This window comes from Actinoplanes solisilvae (assembly GCF_003999975.1).
Classification (GTDB): domain Bacteria; phylum Actinomycetota; class Actinomycetes; order Mycobacteriales; family Micromonosporaceae; genus Actinoplanes; species Actinoplanes solisilvae.
Window position 1 is genome coordinate 115,612 of the sequence record NZ_RJAC01000008.1, and the last position, 15,660, is coordinate 131,271.

Below are 15,660 nucleotides of genomic sequence, written 5' to 3' on the forward strand. Positions count from 1 at the left end.
CGTGTCGCCGGTGCAGACCGCCCGTCGCAGGTGGTGACCGACCTCGGTGAGCACGGCGTCGCCGCCCGCATGCCCGGCTCGGTTCCGGCTCGGCTCGGCTCCGGCCAGCCGTCTCCTTGATCAGATCGGCGACCTTCGGATGTTGCCATCATCTGGATGTTCTCAGTATCTTGACGGTGTGAGGCTCAACCGGGTTCAGCAGCAGGCGCGCACGCGGGCGACCGTGCTCGCGGCGGCGCGGGCCGAGTTCGCCACCCACGGCTACGCCGAGGCCAAGATCGACCGGATAGCCGAGCGGGCTTCGCTGACCCGCGGCGCGGTCTACTCGAACTTCCCGAGCAAACGCGCCCTCTACCTAGCAGTCCTGCTCGACGATGCCGGGGCGGCGAGGGCTGCGGGCACGCCGAGGACTGCGGGCACGGCGGGGGCTGCGGGAGTGCGCCGGAGAGGGACGCTCGATGACGCGGGCACGGCCGGCTCGCTCGGCCCCGCGGACGGGATCGGGGCATTCGAGCGGGCGAGCTCGGCCGAGGATCTTGTGCTGACGGGTGGGGTTGAGGCGCTTGATCTGGCTGGTCTCGGTGGGGCGCTTGATGTGGCGGGGGCGGTTGAGGCGTTTGCCCGGGTGTGGTTGGAGAGGCTTCCGCTGGCGGTTGACTCGTCGACTGCCGGGCGGTTGCAGGCGCACTCGCTGACCGGGGTGGTCGACGACGAGCGTGGACGGGCGGCGCTGGCCCAGGTCACCCGGCTCGAAGCTGTGCTGCTGGGTCTCGCCCTCGAATCGTGCCGGGCGCGGGACAGCGGGCGGCGGGTGCGGCTGGCCGAGTTGATCCTCACGATGTTGCACGGGGCCGGCCAGCTCGCGGAGACCGCACCGGGCTTCGGCGATCCGTTCGATGTGGCGCGGGCCTGCCGCCATCTCGCCGGGCTGCCGCTCGCCGACGAGTGGGACCCGCCCTACCTGCCGTTCGTGGCCGCCGCTCGGCCGGTTCGCGAATCGTGGAGCCCGCCGGCCCCGCCCAGCGAGCTGACCGACGAGCTCAGCGGCCGGCGAACCGGGTTCGACGCTGACGGGCTGATCGTCGTGCTCGGCGCCGACCGGCTCGAAGCCGCCGAAGAGGCAATTCGCGCGGCTGACCCGCACGAGGTCGTCACCGTCGCCGTGGTCACCGACGACTCGGCCGAGACCGGGGCGCTCGTGCGGCTGCGGCTCACCGACCTGACCGCCGGCCTGCGCCGCGTCTTCGGGCCCGCGATCCGGCCATCGCTGCGGCTCGTGCTCGACGATCACGGCGTGCTTGCCTCCGCGATCGGCACCCGCACCACGCCGGGCACCGAGGCGGCCATCCGCGTGCGGTCCGGCGAGATCGTCGCCCGGGCTGAGGGGCGCGGCGCCGCCGCGACCGCCGAGCCGCGATGAGAAACCGATGAGAACCGGTTGGGCCGGCGAGATCCCACCGGGCCATAAGGTTCCGCGCCACCCAATCGGCCCCGACCCCCGAGACGCGATGAACGCCTGTACCGCCGAGGAGTTGCTGTGAATGTCGTGCTGCATGCCCTGCGCTGCATCGGGTTCGCTGACCTGTCGCGGGTCGCGGACGCGGCCGGGGTGTCCGGGGCGCGGGCCGAGTCCGAGCTGATCGACCTCGCCGTCGACGGGCTGGTGACGCGGGAGATGGGGGCCTGGGGGCTGACCGAGGCGGGGCGGGCCGAGGACGCGCGTCAGACCGCCGCCGAGCTCGACTCCGCGGACGGGCGAGCCGCGGTCGGGTCGGCGTACGAGAGGTTCATGGTGCTCAATCCCGAGCTGTTGGACCTCTGCTCGGCGTGGCAGCTACGCACGATCGACGGGGTCACCGCGGCCAATGATCACCGCGATCCCACGTACGACCGGAAGGTTCTTGATCTTTTCGGGGAGCTGGATCGGCGCGCGCAACCGGTGTGCGCGGAGCTGGCGGGGACGCTGCCCCGGTTCGGGCGCTATCGCGAACGGCTCGGCGCGGCGCTCGGACGGGCACGCGCGGGAGCCCTGGAAGAGCTGGCCGACAGCATGACCTCGTACCACGTGGTGTGGTTCCAGCTGCACGAGGATCTGCTGGTCACCCTCGGCCGGCCGCGCACATGACGGTCATTGCGCTCGGGCCGGGGGTCGACGAGCCGGCTGACGTGATCGGCGGGAAAGCGCACGGACTCGTCACACTGATGCGCCTGGGTCTGCCCGTGCCACCCGGTTTTGTCGTCGGGACCGCGGTCTGCCGGGCGTTTCTGCGCGACGGCCGGCTTCCCGACGGGCTCGAGGAAGAGCTGGACGCCGCGGTCGAGGCTCTGGGCGGCGGGCCGGTGTCGGTGCGCTCGGGGGCGGTCGTGTCGATGCCGGGGATGATGAACACGCTGCTCGACGTATCCGGGCCGGTCGCCGGCGCCGTACGGGAAATCTTCTCGTCGTGGAACACCCAGCGGGCGGTCACCTATCGCGAACTGCACGGGATCGCGCACAACCTCGGGACCGCCGTCGTCGTGCAACGCATGGTGTTCGGCGAGCGCGGCGGCAGCGGGGTGGCGTTCAGTCGTGACCCGAGCAACGGCGAGAAGACCCTGTACGGCGATGTCCTGCTCGGACAGCGCGGCGACGCGGTCGTCGACGGCCGGTCGAGCACGCTCCCGCTGACCGCGCTCGAACCCGGGCTGCGGGCCGAACTCGCCGACGCCCTCACGCGGGCCGAACGGCACTACCGGGACGCGTGCCACGTCGAGTTCACCTTCGAGTCGGGCCGGCTGTGGCTGCTGCAGGTGCGCCCCGGCGGACTGACCGCGCCGGCCGCCGTACGCGTCGCCGTCGACCTCGCCGACGAAGGGCTCATCACCCGGCGCGAAGCCGTCGCCCGCATCACGCCCCGGCACCTGCGCGCCGCCGCGGTCCCCCGCATGCTCGGCGGCGACATCGTGGCCCGCGGGCGCGGCGCCTCTCCCGGCGTGGCGACGGGTCGCATCGCGCTCACCGCCGACCACGCCGTAAGCATGCCCGGCCCGGTCATCCTCGTGCGGCCGGTCACGTCACCGCACGACCTGCACGGCATGGCCGCCGCCACCGGCATCGTCACCAGCCGGGGCGGGTTGGCCAGCCACGCCGCCGTCGTCGCCCGATCTCTCGGGAAGCCGGCCGTCGTCGACGCCACCTCCGTCGACGATCGCCTGCTCCCCGCGGGCACCATGGTCACGATCGACGGCACCAGCGGCGAGGTCGCCCTCGGCCGCGCCGGGTTGAGCACCGCGATCACCAACGGCCACGTCCACCGCCTGCTGCAGTGGGCCGACGACCTCTCCGGCGACCACTCCCCCCGACCGGCCGAGGAACGCCTCGCCGCCGCCTACCCGAACCAGCGGGAGAGGTGATTCTCCAGGTCGCGCTGGTCGTCGCCGATCCAGGCGACATGGCCGTCGGGGCGCAGCAGCACAGCTTTCGCGTCCACGGCGGCAGTGGGATCGCCGAGGTAGTCGACGCGATCCGACCAGCCGCCGACGGTCAGGCGCTCGGTGCGGTCGAGCAGCAGACCACGGCCGTGGTGCAGCAGGGCGTACAGGTTGCCCTGCTTGAGCTCGATGTCGGGCAGGCGGCGGCCTAACAGATCGGGACCCGCGCCCAGGTCGTAACGGATGCCGATCGCGCTGATCTTCTCGGTCAGGTAGCGGTTCACGTCGTCGAAGTCCATGAGGTCGGTGAACAGCCGCCTCAGGGCTTGCGCGCCCGGATCGGTCGAGACCAGTGCCGTCTGCGCGCGGGTGTTGTTCAGCACGTCCTCGGCTACCGGGTGACGTTCAGCCTCGTACGTGTCCAGGAGCGCTTCGGGTGCCCAGCCGCGGATCTGGGCGGCGAGTTTCCAGCCGAGGTTGAACGCGTCCTGCACGCCTAGATTGAGGCCCTGGCCGCCCAGCGGCGGATGGATGTGGGCCGCGTCGCCGGCCAGCAGGACCCGCCCGACCCGGTATTTCTCGGCTACGCGGGTGGCGTCGCCGAAACGGGAGAGCCAGCGCGGGGAATGCACGCCGAGATCGGTGCCGGCGATGGCCCGCAACTGTTGCTGGAATTCGTCCAGGGTGGGTGGTTCCGAGCGGTCGCTGACCCCTGCGGCGGGAACGATCACGCGATAGAAGTTCGCGCCCGCGGGCCTGATGCTCAAGCGGCGGTCGGTGATGTGCTCGGGCAGCTGGGTCAATGCCAGCTCGCCCATCAGCGTGTCGTTTCGGGAGGGCTCGCCGGGGAAGCCGACGCCGAGCTGCTTGCGCACCGTGCTGCGCGCGCCGTCGCAGCCGACCAGATAGCGCGTACGCAATCGTTCTCCGTCGGCCGGCTCGACGGTCACGCCCTCGTCGTCCTGCTCGAAACCGGCCACGGTCGCACCGCGCCGAACCTGCGCGCCGAGTTCGACGGCGTGTTCTTCGAGCAGACGTACGATCACCGGCTGCGGGATGCCGAGCAGAAAGGCGTACGGGGAATTGAGGCTTGTCGGTGCGGGTTTGTCGATGGCGGCGAAGTAGCTGCCGGCCGGGCGTTTCCGACCGTGCTCGAGAATGCGGTTCAGTAGCCCGCGCATCGCCATTATCTCGATGCTGCGAATGTGCAGACCGACGATGCGGTCGATTTCGGAGCCCTTGTCGAGAACGAGAACCCGCACATCGTGCAGCCGCAACTCGGCCGCCAGCATCGCTCCGGTCGGCCCGCAGCCGGCAATGATCACGTCGTACATGGATGGTGCCTTTCGGGAGTCTCAGGCACTCCCGGCGACACCTATGTCAATCGCCCGACCGTGACGGGAGAGGGAGCACCCACATCGATACAACGGTCATGGGTCTCACCTCCTCGGGCGGCGTCGCGGTCCGATGCAAACTACAAGCCCGAGCATCGTCGCGTCCAGTCTCTGTCCGAACAGCCGATCAAGGCGTAATCGAGGCCAGTGAGCGGCGCCGGTCACGACCAGCCCGGCCAGCCAGGTTACCGGCCGGGCTCGGGTGCCGCCGTCAAGGCTCGGTCCTGCCTGGCCGCCGGCCGGACGGGCCACACGCCGTCGCGCGCCGCCGTCGGATGGTCGCGCGACCGCGAGCCTGCGACGCGCTTGCCCCGGGTGCGCCTATCGACGGGCGAGACGGCGTTCGCCGGCGGTGCCGGTCTGGTAAGGCAGGTTGTAGTGGGCGAAGACGCGTGGCTCGTCGACGGCGGTCAGCTCACCGTCGAGGTCGATGGTCGGGGCCTCGTTGACCATCTTCTTCTCGTAGCGCACGCGCAGCGCGCCGGGCAGCACCGTGGCGCCGTCCAGGGGGACGAAGACGAGCTTGTGCCGGCCGATCATGCCGATGCGCACGGTGGCGAAGGCCGGATGGTCGGTCGCGGTGTCGACGTAGACCGCTTCCAGGTCGCCGATCTTTCCGCCGTCGGGGTCGAGGACTTTCTCACCGCGCCAGTCGCGCAGGTTCTCAGCGGGAAACATGCACGTCAAGTGCCCGGTCCAGGGCCGGCGGAAACGGGATCGCGTGCCGCTTGCACGGCGGAAACCTATCGCCTTGTGCATCCTAGGAGGCTAGGACCAAAGAAGTGGGTAGGGATGCGGCCGTTCAGCTCCTGGTGCGCCACGATCCGGTACGCGTCGTCGAGGATTCAGCGTGGCCGCCGTAAGGGTATGAACCCAGGTCATGGCCAATCTGCGCCGGCTGCACCGAACCGGGCTGATCGCCTGCGTCTACCGCGCCGCCGAATGGCGCCACAAGGACATCGAACTGGCCGCCCACGACCTGCTGCAAGAGCTGGACGCCGCTACAGCCCGGACATGAATTCGCGAATGTGGGCGGCCGCCTCGTCGGCGCACGTGTCGAGCGCGAAGTGGCCGCCGTCGAGCATGTGCACAAATGCGTCGGGCAGGTCGACGCGGTAACACATCGGCTCCGAGATCTGGAACGACGCGTCGTAGCGCCCCCACAGCACGAGCGTCCACGGCTGCGCGTCCCGGAACCACTGCTGCCATTTCGGGTACGACGCCACGTTCGTGCGGTAGTCGTAGAACAGCTCGATCTGCAGGTCGTTCTGCCCCGGCTGATTCAGGAAGGCGTACTCGTCGGTCCATAGGTCGGGGTCGTAGCGCTCGACGTCCGGGTCGAGCCCGATGTGCCGTTTCCGGGTGGCCTCCATCGAGAAGAAGTTCGCGCGCAGCGCCTCCTCGTGCGCCGCCCGATCGGCCCAGAAAGCCCGGCGTGTGTCCCACAACGGCCCCAGCCCGTTGTCGTGCGCCACGGCGTTCTGAACGATCAGCGCGTTCAACGAGGACGGCCGTTCCAGAGCCATCCGGAACCCGACCGGCCCGCCGTAGTCGGTCACGTAGAGAACGAAGGATCCGAGCCCGAGCGCGTCGGTGAAGCCGTTCATCACGTCGGCCAGGTGATCGAAGGTGTAGGGCGCCGACGCCGGGCTGTGCCCGAATCCCGGATAGTCCGGCGCGATCAGCCGCCATCGATCGGACAGTCGCGAGAACAACGGCTCGAACATGCGCGACGACGACGGGAATCCGTGCAGCAACAGCAGAACCGGCGCGTCGGACGGCCCGGCCTCGCGATAGAAGACCTCGTTCCCGTCCACCGTAACCGTGCGATAGCGAGTCATGTCCTGAGCGCCCTCAACGCCGCTACATAGATCTCGGAGAATGTCGGGAACGGCTGGATCGTGTCCCGCAGAACGTCCAGCGGAATCTTCGCGCGGATCGCCAGGGTGGCCTGTTGCAGCCACTCCCCCGCTTCCGGCCCGAGTGCGTACGCCCCCACGAGCACCTCGCCGTCGCTCAGCAGCGTGAGGAAGCCGGGCGACTCGGCGTACGCCCTGGTGTAGGTCGCGGTCTTGGCGACCTCGGCCAACGGGATCGTCGCGCTGTGCCGAGCCTCCTTGGCCCCCACCGCCGCCGCTTGCGGATCGGTGAACGTCACCCGCGGCACCGCCGTGTAGTCGACCTGGCGCGGCTTTCCCGCGATGTTGTCCGCGACCACTTCCCCCTGATATTTCCCGACGTGCGTGAGCATGTACTGCCCGGTCGCGTCGCCGACCACCCAGAGCCGGTCAGCCGCGCGCAGATGGGAGTCGACGGGAATCCCGCGCACACCGCCGGAAACCCCCACCGTCTCGAGACCGATGTCATCGACCCGTGGCGCCCGTCCCGTCGCCACCAGCAGCCGGTCCCCACGCAGTTCCCGCCCGTCGTCGAGGACCAGTACGTAGTCCTCGCCGTCGTGCCGCGCCCCGACCGCGTTCACGCCGAGCGCCAGTTCCACGCCGTCGCGCCGCAGCACCTCCCCGAGCGCCGATCCCAGCGGCGCCGGCTCGTTGGGCAGCACGTGCCCGCGGCGCCCGGTCAGCACCACTTCACCGCCCAGCCGGCGTACGGCCTGGGCCATCTCGACGCCGACCGCGCCCGCGCCCAGAATCAGGAGCCGCCGCGGCACCTCTTTCATCCCGGTGACCTCGCGGTTCGTCCAGAGGCCGTCGAGCTCGCGCAGCCCCGGCAGCGGCGGAATGATCGGCGAGGCGCCGTTGGCCAGCACGACGTGATCGGCGGTGTAGTGGACGCCGCCGACCTCGACGACGCCCGGCCCGGCCAGCCGCCCCGATCCTCGGATCAGCGTGACGCCCTGGTCGTCGAGCCACTTCTGCTGCCCGGCGTCGGAGTAGTCCGACACCATGAAGTCGCGCCAGGCCAGCGCCCGCCCCACGTCGACCTCGGCCGTCGACTCGGCCTCGCGCGCCGCGTTGACCGCCTCCCCCGGCCGCAGCAGCGTCTTCGACGGGATGCACGCGTAGTAGGAGCACTCCCCACCTACCAGTTCCCGCTCCACCAGCGCCACCCGCAGGCCGTTGTCGACGAGCGCCCCCACGCAGTGCTCCCCGGGCGACCCGCCCCCGATCACGATGACGTCGTAGTCGTTGTCCATGCATGAACCTCCAGAAGAATCAGGGGACGAGTTGCTGGCCGCCGTCCACGTCGTAGACGGCGCCGGTCAGGGCGGTGTTGGTCATCAGGGTCAGGATGAGCGAGGCCACGTCCTCGGGCCCGACGACCCGGTGGATCGGCAGGGTGTCGCGCAGCTCCTGGCGGCGCGCGTCGAGGTCGTCGCCGAGAATGCGGGCCGACAGCGGCGTGTCGACGAAGCCCGCCGCGACCGTGTTGACCCGCACCGGCGCGATCTCGAGGGCCGCGTTGGCCGTGATCGCCGCCAGCGCCGCCGTGCCGATAGCGGCCAGGCTCACCCCGACGGCAGGACGGCGCGCTCCGGTGCCGCCGATGAAGGTCAAGGACCCACCCGGGCGTACGCGGGTCGCGCACTCCTTCACGATGCGCAGGGTGCCCACGACGAAGTGGTCGACCACCGCGCTGGCCCGGTCGAAGTCCATCTCGACGATCGGCGCGTAGAACGGACCGACCCCGCCGAACAGCACGTGGTCGACCGGGTCGGGCAGGTCGGCGAAGAAGCGGGTCACCGCCGCGTTGTCGGTGAGTTCGAGGTGTACGGCGGTTGCGCCGAGCTCGTCGCGGGCGGCGTCGAGCCGAGCCTGGTCGCGGCCGGTGACGATGACCTCGGCGTCGGCCGCGCGGGCCAGCCGGGCGGTCTCGAGCCCGATGCCGGACGTGCCGCCGAGAACGACGACGATGTTCCCCTTCATGCTGAACTTCCCTTCATGGGTACGACGCAGGCGTTGACACGCGGAGACGGCGCGGGATGGGCCACGACGGCGCGGCGGCTGGGGACGAACACGGCGGTCAGCACGGCGGCGGCCACGGCCACGGCGGCCAGCACGAGCATCGCCAGCCGGTAGCGCTCGGCCAGCGGCCCGGTGAAGTCGCCCGCCGCGCCCACCCCGAGCAGCACCGGGACGAGCGCGATCAGCACGGCCCCGCCGACCCGGGACGCGGCATCGTTGATCGCGGACGCCTCCCCCAGGTCGTCGTCGGGCACCGCGGCGAGCACCCCGGCCGTGAGCGGGGCGACCGCGATGCCCAGCCCGAGTCCCCACAGCAGCGCACCGGGCAGGATCGACTGGGCGTACGGCTGCCCCGGGCTCGCCGCCGCCAACCAGACGAACCCGGCCGCCACCAGCAGGATGCCGATCGCCATGGGCCAGCGCGTGCCGATGCGGGCCACCAGCGAGCCGGCCAGCGGCGACACCACCAGGAACACGATCGACTCGGGGATCAGCGCCGCCCCCGCCTCGGTGGCGCTGTAGCCGAGCCGCAGTTGACAGAGCAGCACGACCAGGTACGAGGCGGCCGAGATCGCGCCGTAGAACAGCACGGTCGACACGTTGATCGCGTCGAACGGCCGGGACCGGAACAGCGCGACCCGCAGCATCGGCCGTTTCAGCCGCCGCTCGACCGGCACGAGCGCGGCCAGGGCCACGACCCCGATGACCAGGGCGGGCCAGCCGCGGCTGATCCCCTCGGTGAGCGCGAAGATGACACCGGCCAGCCCGACCACCGCGAGCCCGGCCCCGGCCACGTCGACCGAGAGCGGCCGCCGCTGCTCGTCGAGCTCGGGCACCTTGATCAGCACCAGCAGGGCGGCCAGGATCAGCGGCACGTTGACGAAGAACACCCAGCGCCACGACGCATGATCGACGATCCACCCCCCGCCGTACGGGCCCAGGGTCGTTCCCAGCGTCGAGATGCCGGCCCAGATGCCGATGCCGCGAGCGCGGTCCTTGGGCCGCAGCGAACCGTTGAGCAGCGACAGACTGCTGGGCACGACGAGCGCCCCGCCCGCGCCCTGCACGAGCCGGGCTCCGATCAGCGACCACGCGTTCGGCGCCAGTGCGCAGGCGGCCGACGCGACCAGCATCACCACCAGGCCGGCGATCAGCACCTTCTTACGTCCGAAATGGTCGGCCAGGGCCCCGGCCAGCAGCAGCAACGCGGCCACGGTGACCAGGTAGCCGGTCAGGATCCACTGGATCTGGCTGACGCTGGCCGGCAGCTCACGCCCGATCGCCGGAACCGCGACATTGATCATGTACGCGTCGACGAAGCCCACGCAGGAGGCCAGGACGGTGGCCGCGACCAGGGCCGTACCCGTCGGCGACCGCAGCGCCACCAGAGCCCGCCCGTCGGTGACTGTCATGTCCTCACACTGGGGCATCGGCACCCTGGTTCGCGCCCGTAGCACTCACTGGGGCTTGGGCGACCAGTGAGTCACCCGGGTGCGACGCGGGGTCCGTGGGCGCGACTCTCGACGCGTCGGCCTTTCCCTGAGCCCTGGAGGACCTGTCATGGATTTCAAGCTGGAAGTCGTCGTCGTCCCGGTCAGCGATGTCGACCGGGCCAAGGATTTCTACACGGGTCTCGGCTGGCGGCTCGACGCCGACGTCGCCACGGACGAATCGTTCCGCGTGGTTCAGGTGACCCCGCCCGGCTCGCCCGCGTCGGTCATCTTCGGCTCGTCGGTCACCGACCAGGCGCCCGGCTCGGCCCAGGGCCTGCACCTGATCGTCAACGACATCGACGCGGCCCACGACGAGCTCAAGCGCCTCGGCGCCGCGCCGAGCGAGGTCTTCCACGACGCCGGCGGCATCTTCCACCACAACGGCACCGAGTCCCGGGTGACCGGCCCGGCCCCGCAGCGCGGCAGCTACGGCTCGTTCCTGTCGTTCAGCGACCCGGACGGCAACGGCTGGCTCCTGCAGGAGATCACGACCCGCCTGCCCGGCCGCGTCGACCCGTCGACCACCGCGTTCGCGACCACCGCCGACCTGGCCGCCGCGCTGCGCCGGGCGGCTGCCGCGCACGGCGAGCACGAGGCACGCACCGGCGAGGAGGACGCGAACTGGCCCGACTGGTACGCCGACTACATGGTCAGGGAGCAGGCCGGCGCCGAGCTGCCGTCATGAGCGCCGGCTCGGGGAGATGAGGCAGTCATGGCAGACGACCCGCTGTCCGGGGCCGTAGCGCTGGTCACCGGGGCCAGCAGCGGCATCGGCGCGGCCACGGCCCGGCGGCTGGCCCGCGAAGGGGCGGCCGTCATGCTGGTCGCACGTCGGCGGGACCGGCTCGACGAGGTCGTGTCGGGCATCGAGAAGAACGGCGATCTCGCGTACGGGCTGGAAGCCGACCTGACCCGGCCGGAGATCGCCGACGAGGTCGTGCAGCAGACCGTCGACCGCCTCGGCCGGCTCGACGTCCTGATCAACAACGCGGGGATCATGCTGCTCGGCCCCGCGTTGCACACCACGGTGGCCGAGTGGGACCGGATGGTGGCGCTCAACGTGGCGGGGCTGCTGCACGTCACGCACGCCGCGGTGCCGCACCTGATCGGCTCGGCGGCCACGTCGCCGCGGCAGGTGGCCGACCTGGTCAACGTGAGCTCCACGTCCGGGCGGGTGGCGCGGCCGGGCAGCAGCGTCTACAACCTGACGAAGTTCGGCCTGAACGGCTTCACCGAGTCGCTGCGCCAGGAGCTGATCACCGAGCACGTGCGGGTCAGCGTGATCGAGCCCGGCACGGTCGACACCGAGCTGGTCGACCATCTGGCCGGCGTGGTCGGCGCCGCGGCCCGCCGCCAGGTCGACGGCATCGAGGCCCTGCGCGCCGACGACGTAGCCGACGCGATCACCTACATCGTGACCCGCGACCGCCGCATAGCCGTCAACGAACTACTGGTCCGAGCCGCCGAGCAGACCTGGTAGCCCCGATCAGCCGGGGCGGGTGATGCTGTGCACCCGCCCCGGCCCTTACCGTCTTTCACCGCGTGTGAGGCGCTTCACTTGCGCTGATCGTCGCCGGACGTATTATTTGCTTCGCGCAGCAAGTACTTCACCCATAGGTGCCTTGCCCCGCGCGAGGGGACGCCGGACGAACCAGCCGCGAGCCAGCGGCGCTCATCTCGGCGCTCCCGCCCCGGAGAAATCCCCGGCGGGTAACCCTCGAAGCAGAATCCAGGAGAAGTGTCATGGGAATCCTCGACAACAAGATCGCGCTGATCACCGGCACCGGTCGCGGTCTGGGCCGCGAGTCCGCCCTGGTCTTCGCCCGCGAAGGCGCCAAGATCGTCGGGCTGGATCTCGACCCCGAGACCAACAAGGAGACCGTCGAGCTGGTCCGCGTCTCGGGCGGGGAGATGACCGGCCTGGCGCCCGTCGACCTCACCGACCCCGAGCAGGTGCACGAGGCCGTCGACAACGCCGCCGCCATCTACGGCGGGCTCGACGTCATCTACAACAACGCCGCCCTCGTACGCTTCGGCCCGATGCCCGATTTCTCCATCGAGGACTGGCGCACGACCATCACCGGCGAGCTCGACATCCCGTTCTTCGTCTCGAAGTACGGCTGGCCGCACCTGGTGGCGAACGGCGGCGGCGTCATCCTGAACGTCGCCTCGATCGCCGGCACGATCGCCGGCAACAACCCGGCCATGGTCGCCCACACCGCCGCCAACGCCGGCGTCATCGGCATGACCCGCCAGCTGGCCCTCGAGGGCGCCCCGCACGGCATCCGCGCCGTAGCGATCAGCCCCGGCCCGACCCTGACCCCGCTCAGCGAGCACGACCTGGGCGACAACCAGGCCGCCCGCGACGCGATCACCAGCAAGACGCTGCTCAAGCGCTTCGCCCGCCCCGAGGAGGTGGTCGAGCTGGCCGCCTTCCTGTCCTCCGACCGGGCCTCGTACATCACCGGTTCGAACTTCCAGGTCGACGGCGGCGCGACCGCCTGGTGACCCGCACCGACGGCCGGGCACCCCCGACGCGCCCGGCCGTCGGCGTGCCGATGAACGGCGTCGGCGTCTCCGGCCCGGAAGCGGGCCCGTAGCCCGGCTGTCAGACCTGCACCTGTCCACGGCCGCGCCCGAATTCCTGAAAATGAAAAACCGGCCGGCGCGGAGTCGATCCGCGCCGGCCGGGTTTCGCCGTTTCTTAGCGGGGGCGGCCGTTGCCGCCGCCGTTGCCGCCCGGGAAGCCGGGGAGCGTGCCGGGCAGGCCGGTGCCGGGCTGGCCCGTGCCAGGCTGGCCCGTGCCGGGCTGGCCGGTTCCGGGCTGGCCGCCGGGGCAGACCGCGCCGCCCAGGACGCAGCCGTTGTTGTCGGGCGGCGGGGGCAGCGGGTCGAGACCGTTGCCCTTCTTGCTCGGGTCGCCGACCTTGACGTCCGGCGGGAACTCCGTCTTCTCGGCGTCGATCGCCTTGTTGGCCAGGTCCATGAAGACCTTCCACGTCTCGCCCGGGGTCGAGCCGCCGGTCATGCCCTTCTTGCCGGCGCCCGGCTTGTAGATCGGCATGAGCTGCATCTTGTCCTTGACGACCTTCTCGCGGCCGATCCAGACCGAGGCGGCGATGTGTTTGGTGCCACCGACCCACCAGGCGTCACCGTTCTCGCCCGACTTGCCGTCCTTGTACTCCCAGGTGCCCGACTTGCCGATGGCGTCGTAGCCGCTGCGCAGCGCCTGGCCGTTCTTGCCGACGATCTTCTCGAGCACGTTGTCGATCGCCGCCACCACGCCCGGGTCGAAGACCTGAACGGCCTTGATCCGCTCGGTGTGGAACGGCTTGAACTTGCCGGTCTTCTCGTCGCGCTTCTGCACCGACCGGACGAAGTGCGCCTTGTTGTAGAGCCCGTCGTTGGCCAGGGTGGCCACGCCGTTCGCGTGGTCGAGGGCCGTGATCGCGTACTGGCCGTACCCGATCTCGTTGCCGAACTGCTTGAGCGCGCTGCCCTTGCTCTTGTTCAGGTCGACCCGGGCGCCGATCTTGGTGGGGCTGGAGATGAACTGGATGCCGGCCTTGTGGGCGGCCTCGGCCACCTTGTCGGGGCCGAGCGCGGCGGCGAGGTGGTAGAAGGGGAAGTTGTACGACTGGATGGTCGCCTCGGACAGCGGGCAGCGCCGCTTGTCACAGGTGAGGTTCGTGCGGCTGGAGTTGTTGATCGCGTCGCCGCCGACCTTCTTGACCTCGGAGTCCCAGGTCGTGTCGAGGCCGTACCCGTCGCTCAGCGCGGCCAGCAGCGTGTAGATCTTGAACGTCGAGCCGGGCGGACGCCCGCCGCCGATGAACTCACCCTTGTCGTTGTAGTTGGGGCCCGCGTAGTCCCAGCCGACACCGTCGTTGCCGCCGTAGTAGGCGAGCACGTGGCCGTTGGTGGGGTCGATCGCCACGAGCGCCGTCTTGTAGGTCGCGTCGAGCTTCCTCAGCGGCGACTTGCTGCTGGTGCGGTTGGCCGCCGACTCGGCCGCCTTCTGCACCGCCGGGTTGATCGTCGTGGTGATCCGAAGACCACCCTTCTTCTGCTGCTCGTCGGTGATGCCGATCGCGCGCAGCTCCTGCTTGACGTACTTGACGATCTTGCCGGTCGCGTTGTCGTTACCGCACGACGTACGGCAGGCCTCGGGGTCGAACTTCGCGAACTTGGGGTACTCGGTGGGCAGCTGCTGGATCCACTTCTTCTCCAGCATGTTGTTCAGCGTGTACTGCCAGCGGATCTTCGCGTCGGGCAGGTTGTTCTGCGGGTCGTAGCCGCGGTGGCCGGCCGACGGCTCAGGCTGCTTGATCACCGACGCGATGACGGCCGCCTCGGCCGCGGTGATCGCGCCCTTCTGGCCGGGCTGGGTCAGCGCCGAGCGGCTGTTGCCGAAGTACGCCTTCACGGCGGCCTCGATGCCGTAGGCGCCGCGCCCGAAGTAGACCGAGTTCAGGTAGCGGCCGAGGATCTCGGGCTTCTCGTAGTGATCCTCCATCTTGCGGGCGATCACGGCCTCGCGCAGCTTGCGGTTGTAGCTGATCTCCTTCAGCTCGGCGGCGTGCCGCGCGTACTGCTGGGTGATCGTCGAGGCGCCCTGCTGGTCGCCGCCGGTGAAGTTGTTCCACGCGGCGCGGGCGATGCCCTTCATGTCGATGCCGTTGTGGTCGAGGAAGTTCTTGTCCTCGGCGGCCATGACGGCCTGCCCGATGACCGGGTTGATGCCCTGGTACGGCACGAGCTGGCGGTTCGAGCTGCCGATGGTGGCGACGACGGTCTTGTTGTCGGACGCGTAGATCTGCGTGACCTGATCTTCGGCCTTGGGCTCGGTGAACTGCACGTCGTCGAAGAAGTAGGCCCCGCCGACGACGCCCGCGCCGAGCACGATGACCATCAGCGCGGCGGCGATGGTGAGCAGATTGGTGCGGCGCCGCTTCTTGGCCGACTTGTCCTTCTTCTTCCCCGGGCCGCCGGGGGAATCGGACGCCGGCACAGGCCGCACAGCCGCCCGCGCCACGGAGGCGGAGCCGACCGGGGCCGCCCCGACGGAGGCACGCCCACCCACGGACGCGGAACCAACTGAAGCGGAGCCAACCGAAGCCGAGCCCACGGAAGCCGACCCGACGGAGGCTCGCCCCCCGACCGAGGCCGACCCGACCGAGGCTCGACCGCCCACAGAGGCCGAACCCACCGAGGCCCGCCCGCCGGGCGTGGCTTCGGGAACGTTGCCCGGCGCGGGGGCCGGACCGGAGCCGGGCACCCGTGCCCGGGCGTTCGCTGAATGCGGATCGCCGTAGGGGTTCATCTATCCTCGTCGTCGCCGGAACGGATCTCCTGATTACACGGCTCTGTCAAGACCGGACAGTGCCGCGCGCTTGGTGATACCGACTTTCGGGAAGACATGATAGAGGTGTCCGC

At 70.4% G+C, this 15,660-nt stretch carries 14 protein-coding genes and 1 pseudogene; 7 read left to right on the forward strand and 8 right to left on the reverse strand.

Features of this window, described 5'->3' with window-relative positions:
- Positions 1 to 3: 3 nt before the first annotated feature.
- Positions 4 to 54 (reverse strand): annotated as a pseudogene (locus EER30_RS48810) (hypothetical protein); the annotation flags it as partial.
- A gap of 124 nt (positions 55 to 178) precedes the next feature.
- On the opposite strand from EER30_RS48810, the gene EER30_RS21660 reads away from it, so the two are divergent.
- From EER30_RS21660 to EER30_RS21670, 3 genes are all read left to right on the forward strand, one after another.
- Positions 179 to 1,420 carry a TetR/AcrR family transcriptional regulator gene (locus tag EER30_RS21660; protein ID WP_240670217.1) on the forward strand — a complete coding sequence of 414 codons (1,242 nt, stop codon included), beginning with the start codon at positions 179 to 181 and terminating at the stop codon, positions 1,418 to 1,420.
- Positions 1,421 to 1,537: 117 nt separating this feature from the next.
- Positions 1,538 to 2,125: a transcriptional regulator gene (locus EER30_RS21665; protein WP_240670218.1), complete on the forward strand. Its 588-nt coding sequence runs from the start codon at positions 1,538 to 1,540 to the stop codon at positions 2,123 to 2,125.
- Positions 2,122 to 3,393: a PEP/pyruvate-binding domain-containing protein gene (locus EER30_RS21670; RefSeq protein ID WP_127502329.1), complete on the forward strand. Its 1,272-nt coding sequence runs from the start codon at positions 2,122 to 2,124 to the stop codon at positions 3,391 to 3,393. The genes EER30_RS21665 and EER30_RS21670 overlap by 4 nt, the downstream gene beginning before the upstream one ends.
- On the opposite strand, the gene EER30_RS21675 is transcribed toward EER30_RS21670, so the two are convergent.
- Together EER30_RS21675 and EER30_RS21680 are read right to left on the reverse strand one after the other, a co-directional pair.
- The gene (locus tag EER30_RS21675; RefSeq protein WP_127502330.1) at positions 3,369 to 4,745 is read right to left on the reverse strand and encodes an FAD-dependent monooxygenase; all 1,377 of its coding nucleotides are present in this window, start codon (positions 4,743 to 4,745) and stop codon (positions 3,369 to 3,371) included. The two genes, EER30_RS21670 and EER30_RS21675, sit on opposite strands and share 25 nt — an antisense overlap.
- 381 nt (positions 4,746 to 5,126) lie before the next feature.
- Positions 5,127 to 5,483 (reverse strand): PRC-barrel domain-containing protein, encoded by a 357-nt coding sequence (locus EER30_RS21680; protein WP_127502331.1) that lies wholly within the window; start codon positions 5,481 to 5,483, stop codon positions 5,127 to 5,129.
- Between the two features lie 202 nt (positions 5,484 to 5,685).
- On the opposite strand from EER30_RS21680, the gene EER30_RS47210 reads away from it, so the two are divergent.
- Entirely contained in the window at positions 5,686 to 5,823 is a 138-nt protein-coding gene (locus tag EER30_RS47210) for a hypothetical protein (RefSeq protein WP_164842422.1), read from the forward strand.
- Here the strand turns inward: EER30_RS47210 and EER30_RS21685 are convergent.
- From EER30_RS21685 to EER30_RS21700, 4 genes are read right to left on the reverse strand one after another with little or no spacing between them, the layout of a single operon-like run.
- Entirely contained in the window at positions 5,807 to 6,646 is an 840-nt protein-coding gene (locus tag EER30_RS21685) for an alpha/beta fold hydrolase (protein ID WP_127502332.1), read from the reverse strand. The two genes, EER30_RS47210 and EER30_RS21685, sit on opposite strands and share 17 nt — an antisense overlap.
- Positions 6,643 to 7,962 carry a dihydrolipoyl dehydrogenase family protein gene (locus EER30_RS21690; protein WP_127502333.1) on the reverse strand — a complete coding sequence of 440 codons (1,320 nt, stop codon included), beginning with the start codon at positions 7,960 to 7,962 and terminating at the stop codon, positions 6,643 to 6,645. Before EER30_RS21690 ends, EER30_RS21685 begins: the two co-directional genes overlap by 4 nt.
- Before the next feature lie 19 nt (positions 7,963 to 7,981).
- Positions 7,982 to 8,692, reverse strand: a complete 711-nt coding sequence (locus EER30_RS21695) for an SDR family oxidoreductase (RefSeq protein WP_127502334.1) — start codon at positions 8,690 to 8,692, stop codon at positions 7,982 to 7,984.
- Positions 8,689 to 10,143, reverse strand: coding sequence for a DHA2 family efflux MFS transporter permease subunit (locus EER30_RS21700; protein ID WP_164842434.1), 1,455 nt, complete (start codon positions 10,141 to 10,143; stop codon positions 8,689 to 8,691). Before EER30_RS21700 ends, EER30_RS21695 begins: the two co-directional genes overlap by 4 nt.
- A gap of 148 nt (positions 10,144 to 10,291) precedes the next feature.
- Here EER30_RS21700 and EER30_RS21705 point away from each other — a divergent pair, with 148 nt between their 5' ends.
- From EER30_RS21705 to EER30_RS21715, 3 genes are all read left to right on the forward strand, one after another.
- Entirely contained in the window at positions 10,292 to 10,909 is a 618-nt protein-coding gene (locus EER30_RS21705) for a VOC family protein (protein WP_127502337.1), read from the forward strand.
- A gap of 27 nt (positions 10,910 to 10,936) precedes the next feature.
- Positions 10,937 to 11,704, forward strand: coding sequence for an SDR family NAD(P)-dependent oxidoreductase (locus EER30_RS21710; protein ID WP_127502339.1), 768 nt, complete (start codon positions 10,937 to 10,939; stop codon positions 11,702 to 11,704).
- Between the two features lie 263 nt (positions 11,705 to 11,967).
- Entirely contained in the window at positions 11,968 to 12,732 is a 765-nt protein-coding gene (locus EER30_RS21715; RefSeq protein ID WP_127502341.1) for an SDR family NAD(P)-dependent oxidoreductase, read from the forward strand.
- A gap of 196 nt (positions 12,733 to 12,928) precedes the next feature.
- On the opposite strand, the gene EER30_RS21720 is transcribed toward EER30_RS21715, so the two are convergent.
- Entirely contained in the window at positions 12,929 to 15,235 is a 2,307-nt protein-coding gene (locus EER30_RS21720; RefSeq protein WP_127502342.1) for a transglycosylase domain-containing protein, read from the reverse strand.
- Between the last annotated feature and the right edge of the window lie 425 nt (positions 15,236 to 15,660).

What these genes read in the sequence shown, in the direction of transcription:
- EER30_RS21670 (WP_127502329.1), top strand. Translation starts at nt 2,122, where the DNA reads ATGACGGTCATTGCGCTCGGGCCGGGGGTCGACGAGCCGGCTGACGTG.
- EER30_RS21675 (WP_127502330.1), bottom strand. Translation starts at nt 4,745, where the DNA reads ATGTACGACGTGATCATTGCCGGCTGCGGGCCGACCGGAGCGATGCTG.
- EER30_RS21680 (WP_127502331.1), bottom strand. Translation starts at nt 5,483, where the DNA reads ATGTTTCCCGCTGAGAACCTGCGCGACTGGCGCGGTGAGAAAGTCCTC.
- EER30_RS47210 (WP_164842422.1), top strand. Translation starts at nt 5,686, where the DNA reads ATGGCCAATCTGCGCCGGCTGCACCGAACCGGGCTGATCGCCTGCGTC.
- EER30_RS21685 (WP_127502332.1), bottom strand. Translation starts at nt 6,646, where the DNA reads ATGACTCGCTATCGCACGGTTACGGTGGACGGGAACGAGGTCTTCTAT.
- EER30_RS21690 (WP_127502333.1), bottom strand. Translation starts at nt 7,962, where the DNA reads ATGGACAACGACTACGACGTCATCGTGATCGGGGGCGGGTCGCCCGGG.
- EER30_RS21695 (WP_127502334.1), bottom strand. Translation starts at nt 8,692, where the DNA reads ATGAAGGGGAACATCGTCGTCGTTCTCGGCGGCACGTCCGGCATCGGG.
- EER30_RS21700 (WP_164842434.1), bottom strand. Translation starts at nt 10,143, where the DNA reads ATGACAGTCACCGACGGGCGGGCTCTGGTGGCGCTGCGGTCGCCGACG.
- EER30_RS21705 (WP_127502337.1), top strand. Translation starts at nt 10,292, where the DNA reads ATGGATTTCAAGCTGGAAGTCGTCGTCGTCCCGGTCAGCGATGTCGAC.
- EER30_RS21710 (WP_127502339.1), top strand. Translation starts at nt 10,937, where the DNA reads ATGGCAGACGACCCGCTGTCCGGGGCCGTAGCGCTGGTCACCGGGGCC.
- EER30_RS21715 (WP_127502341.1), top strand. Translation starts at nt 11,968, where the DNA reads ATGGGAATCCTCGACAACAAGATCGCGCTGATCACCGGCACCGGTCGC.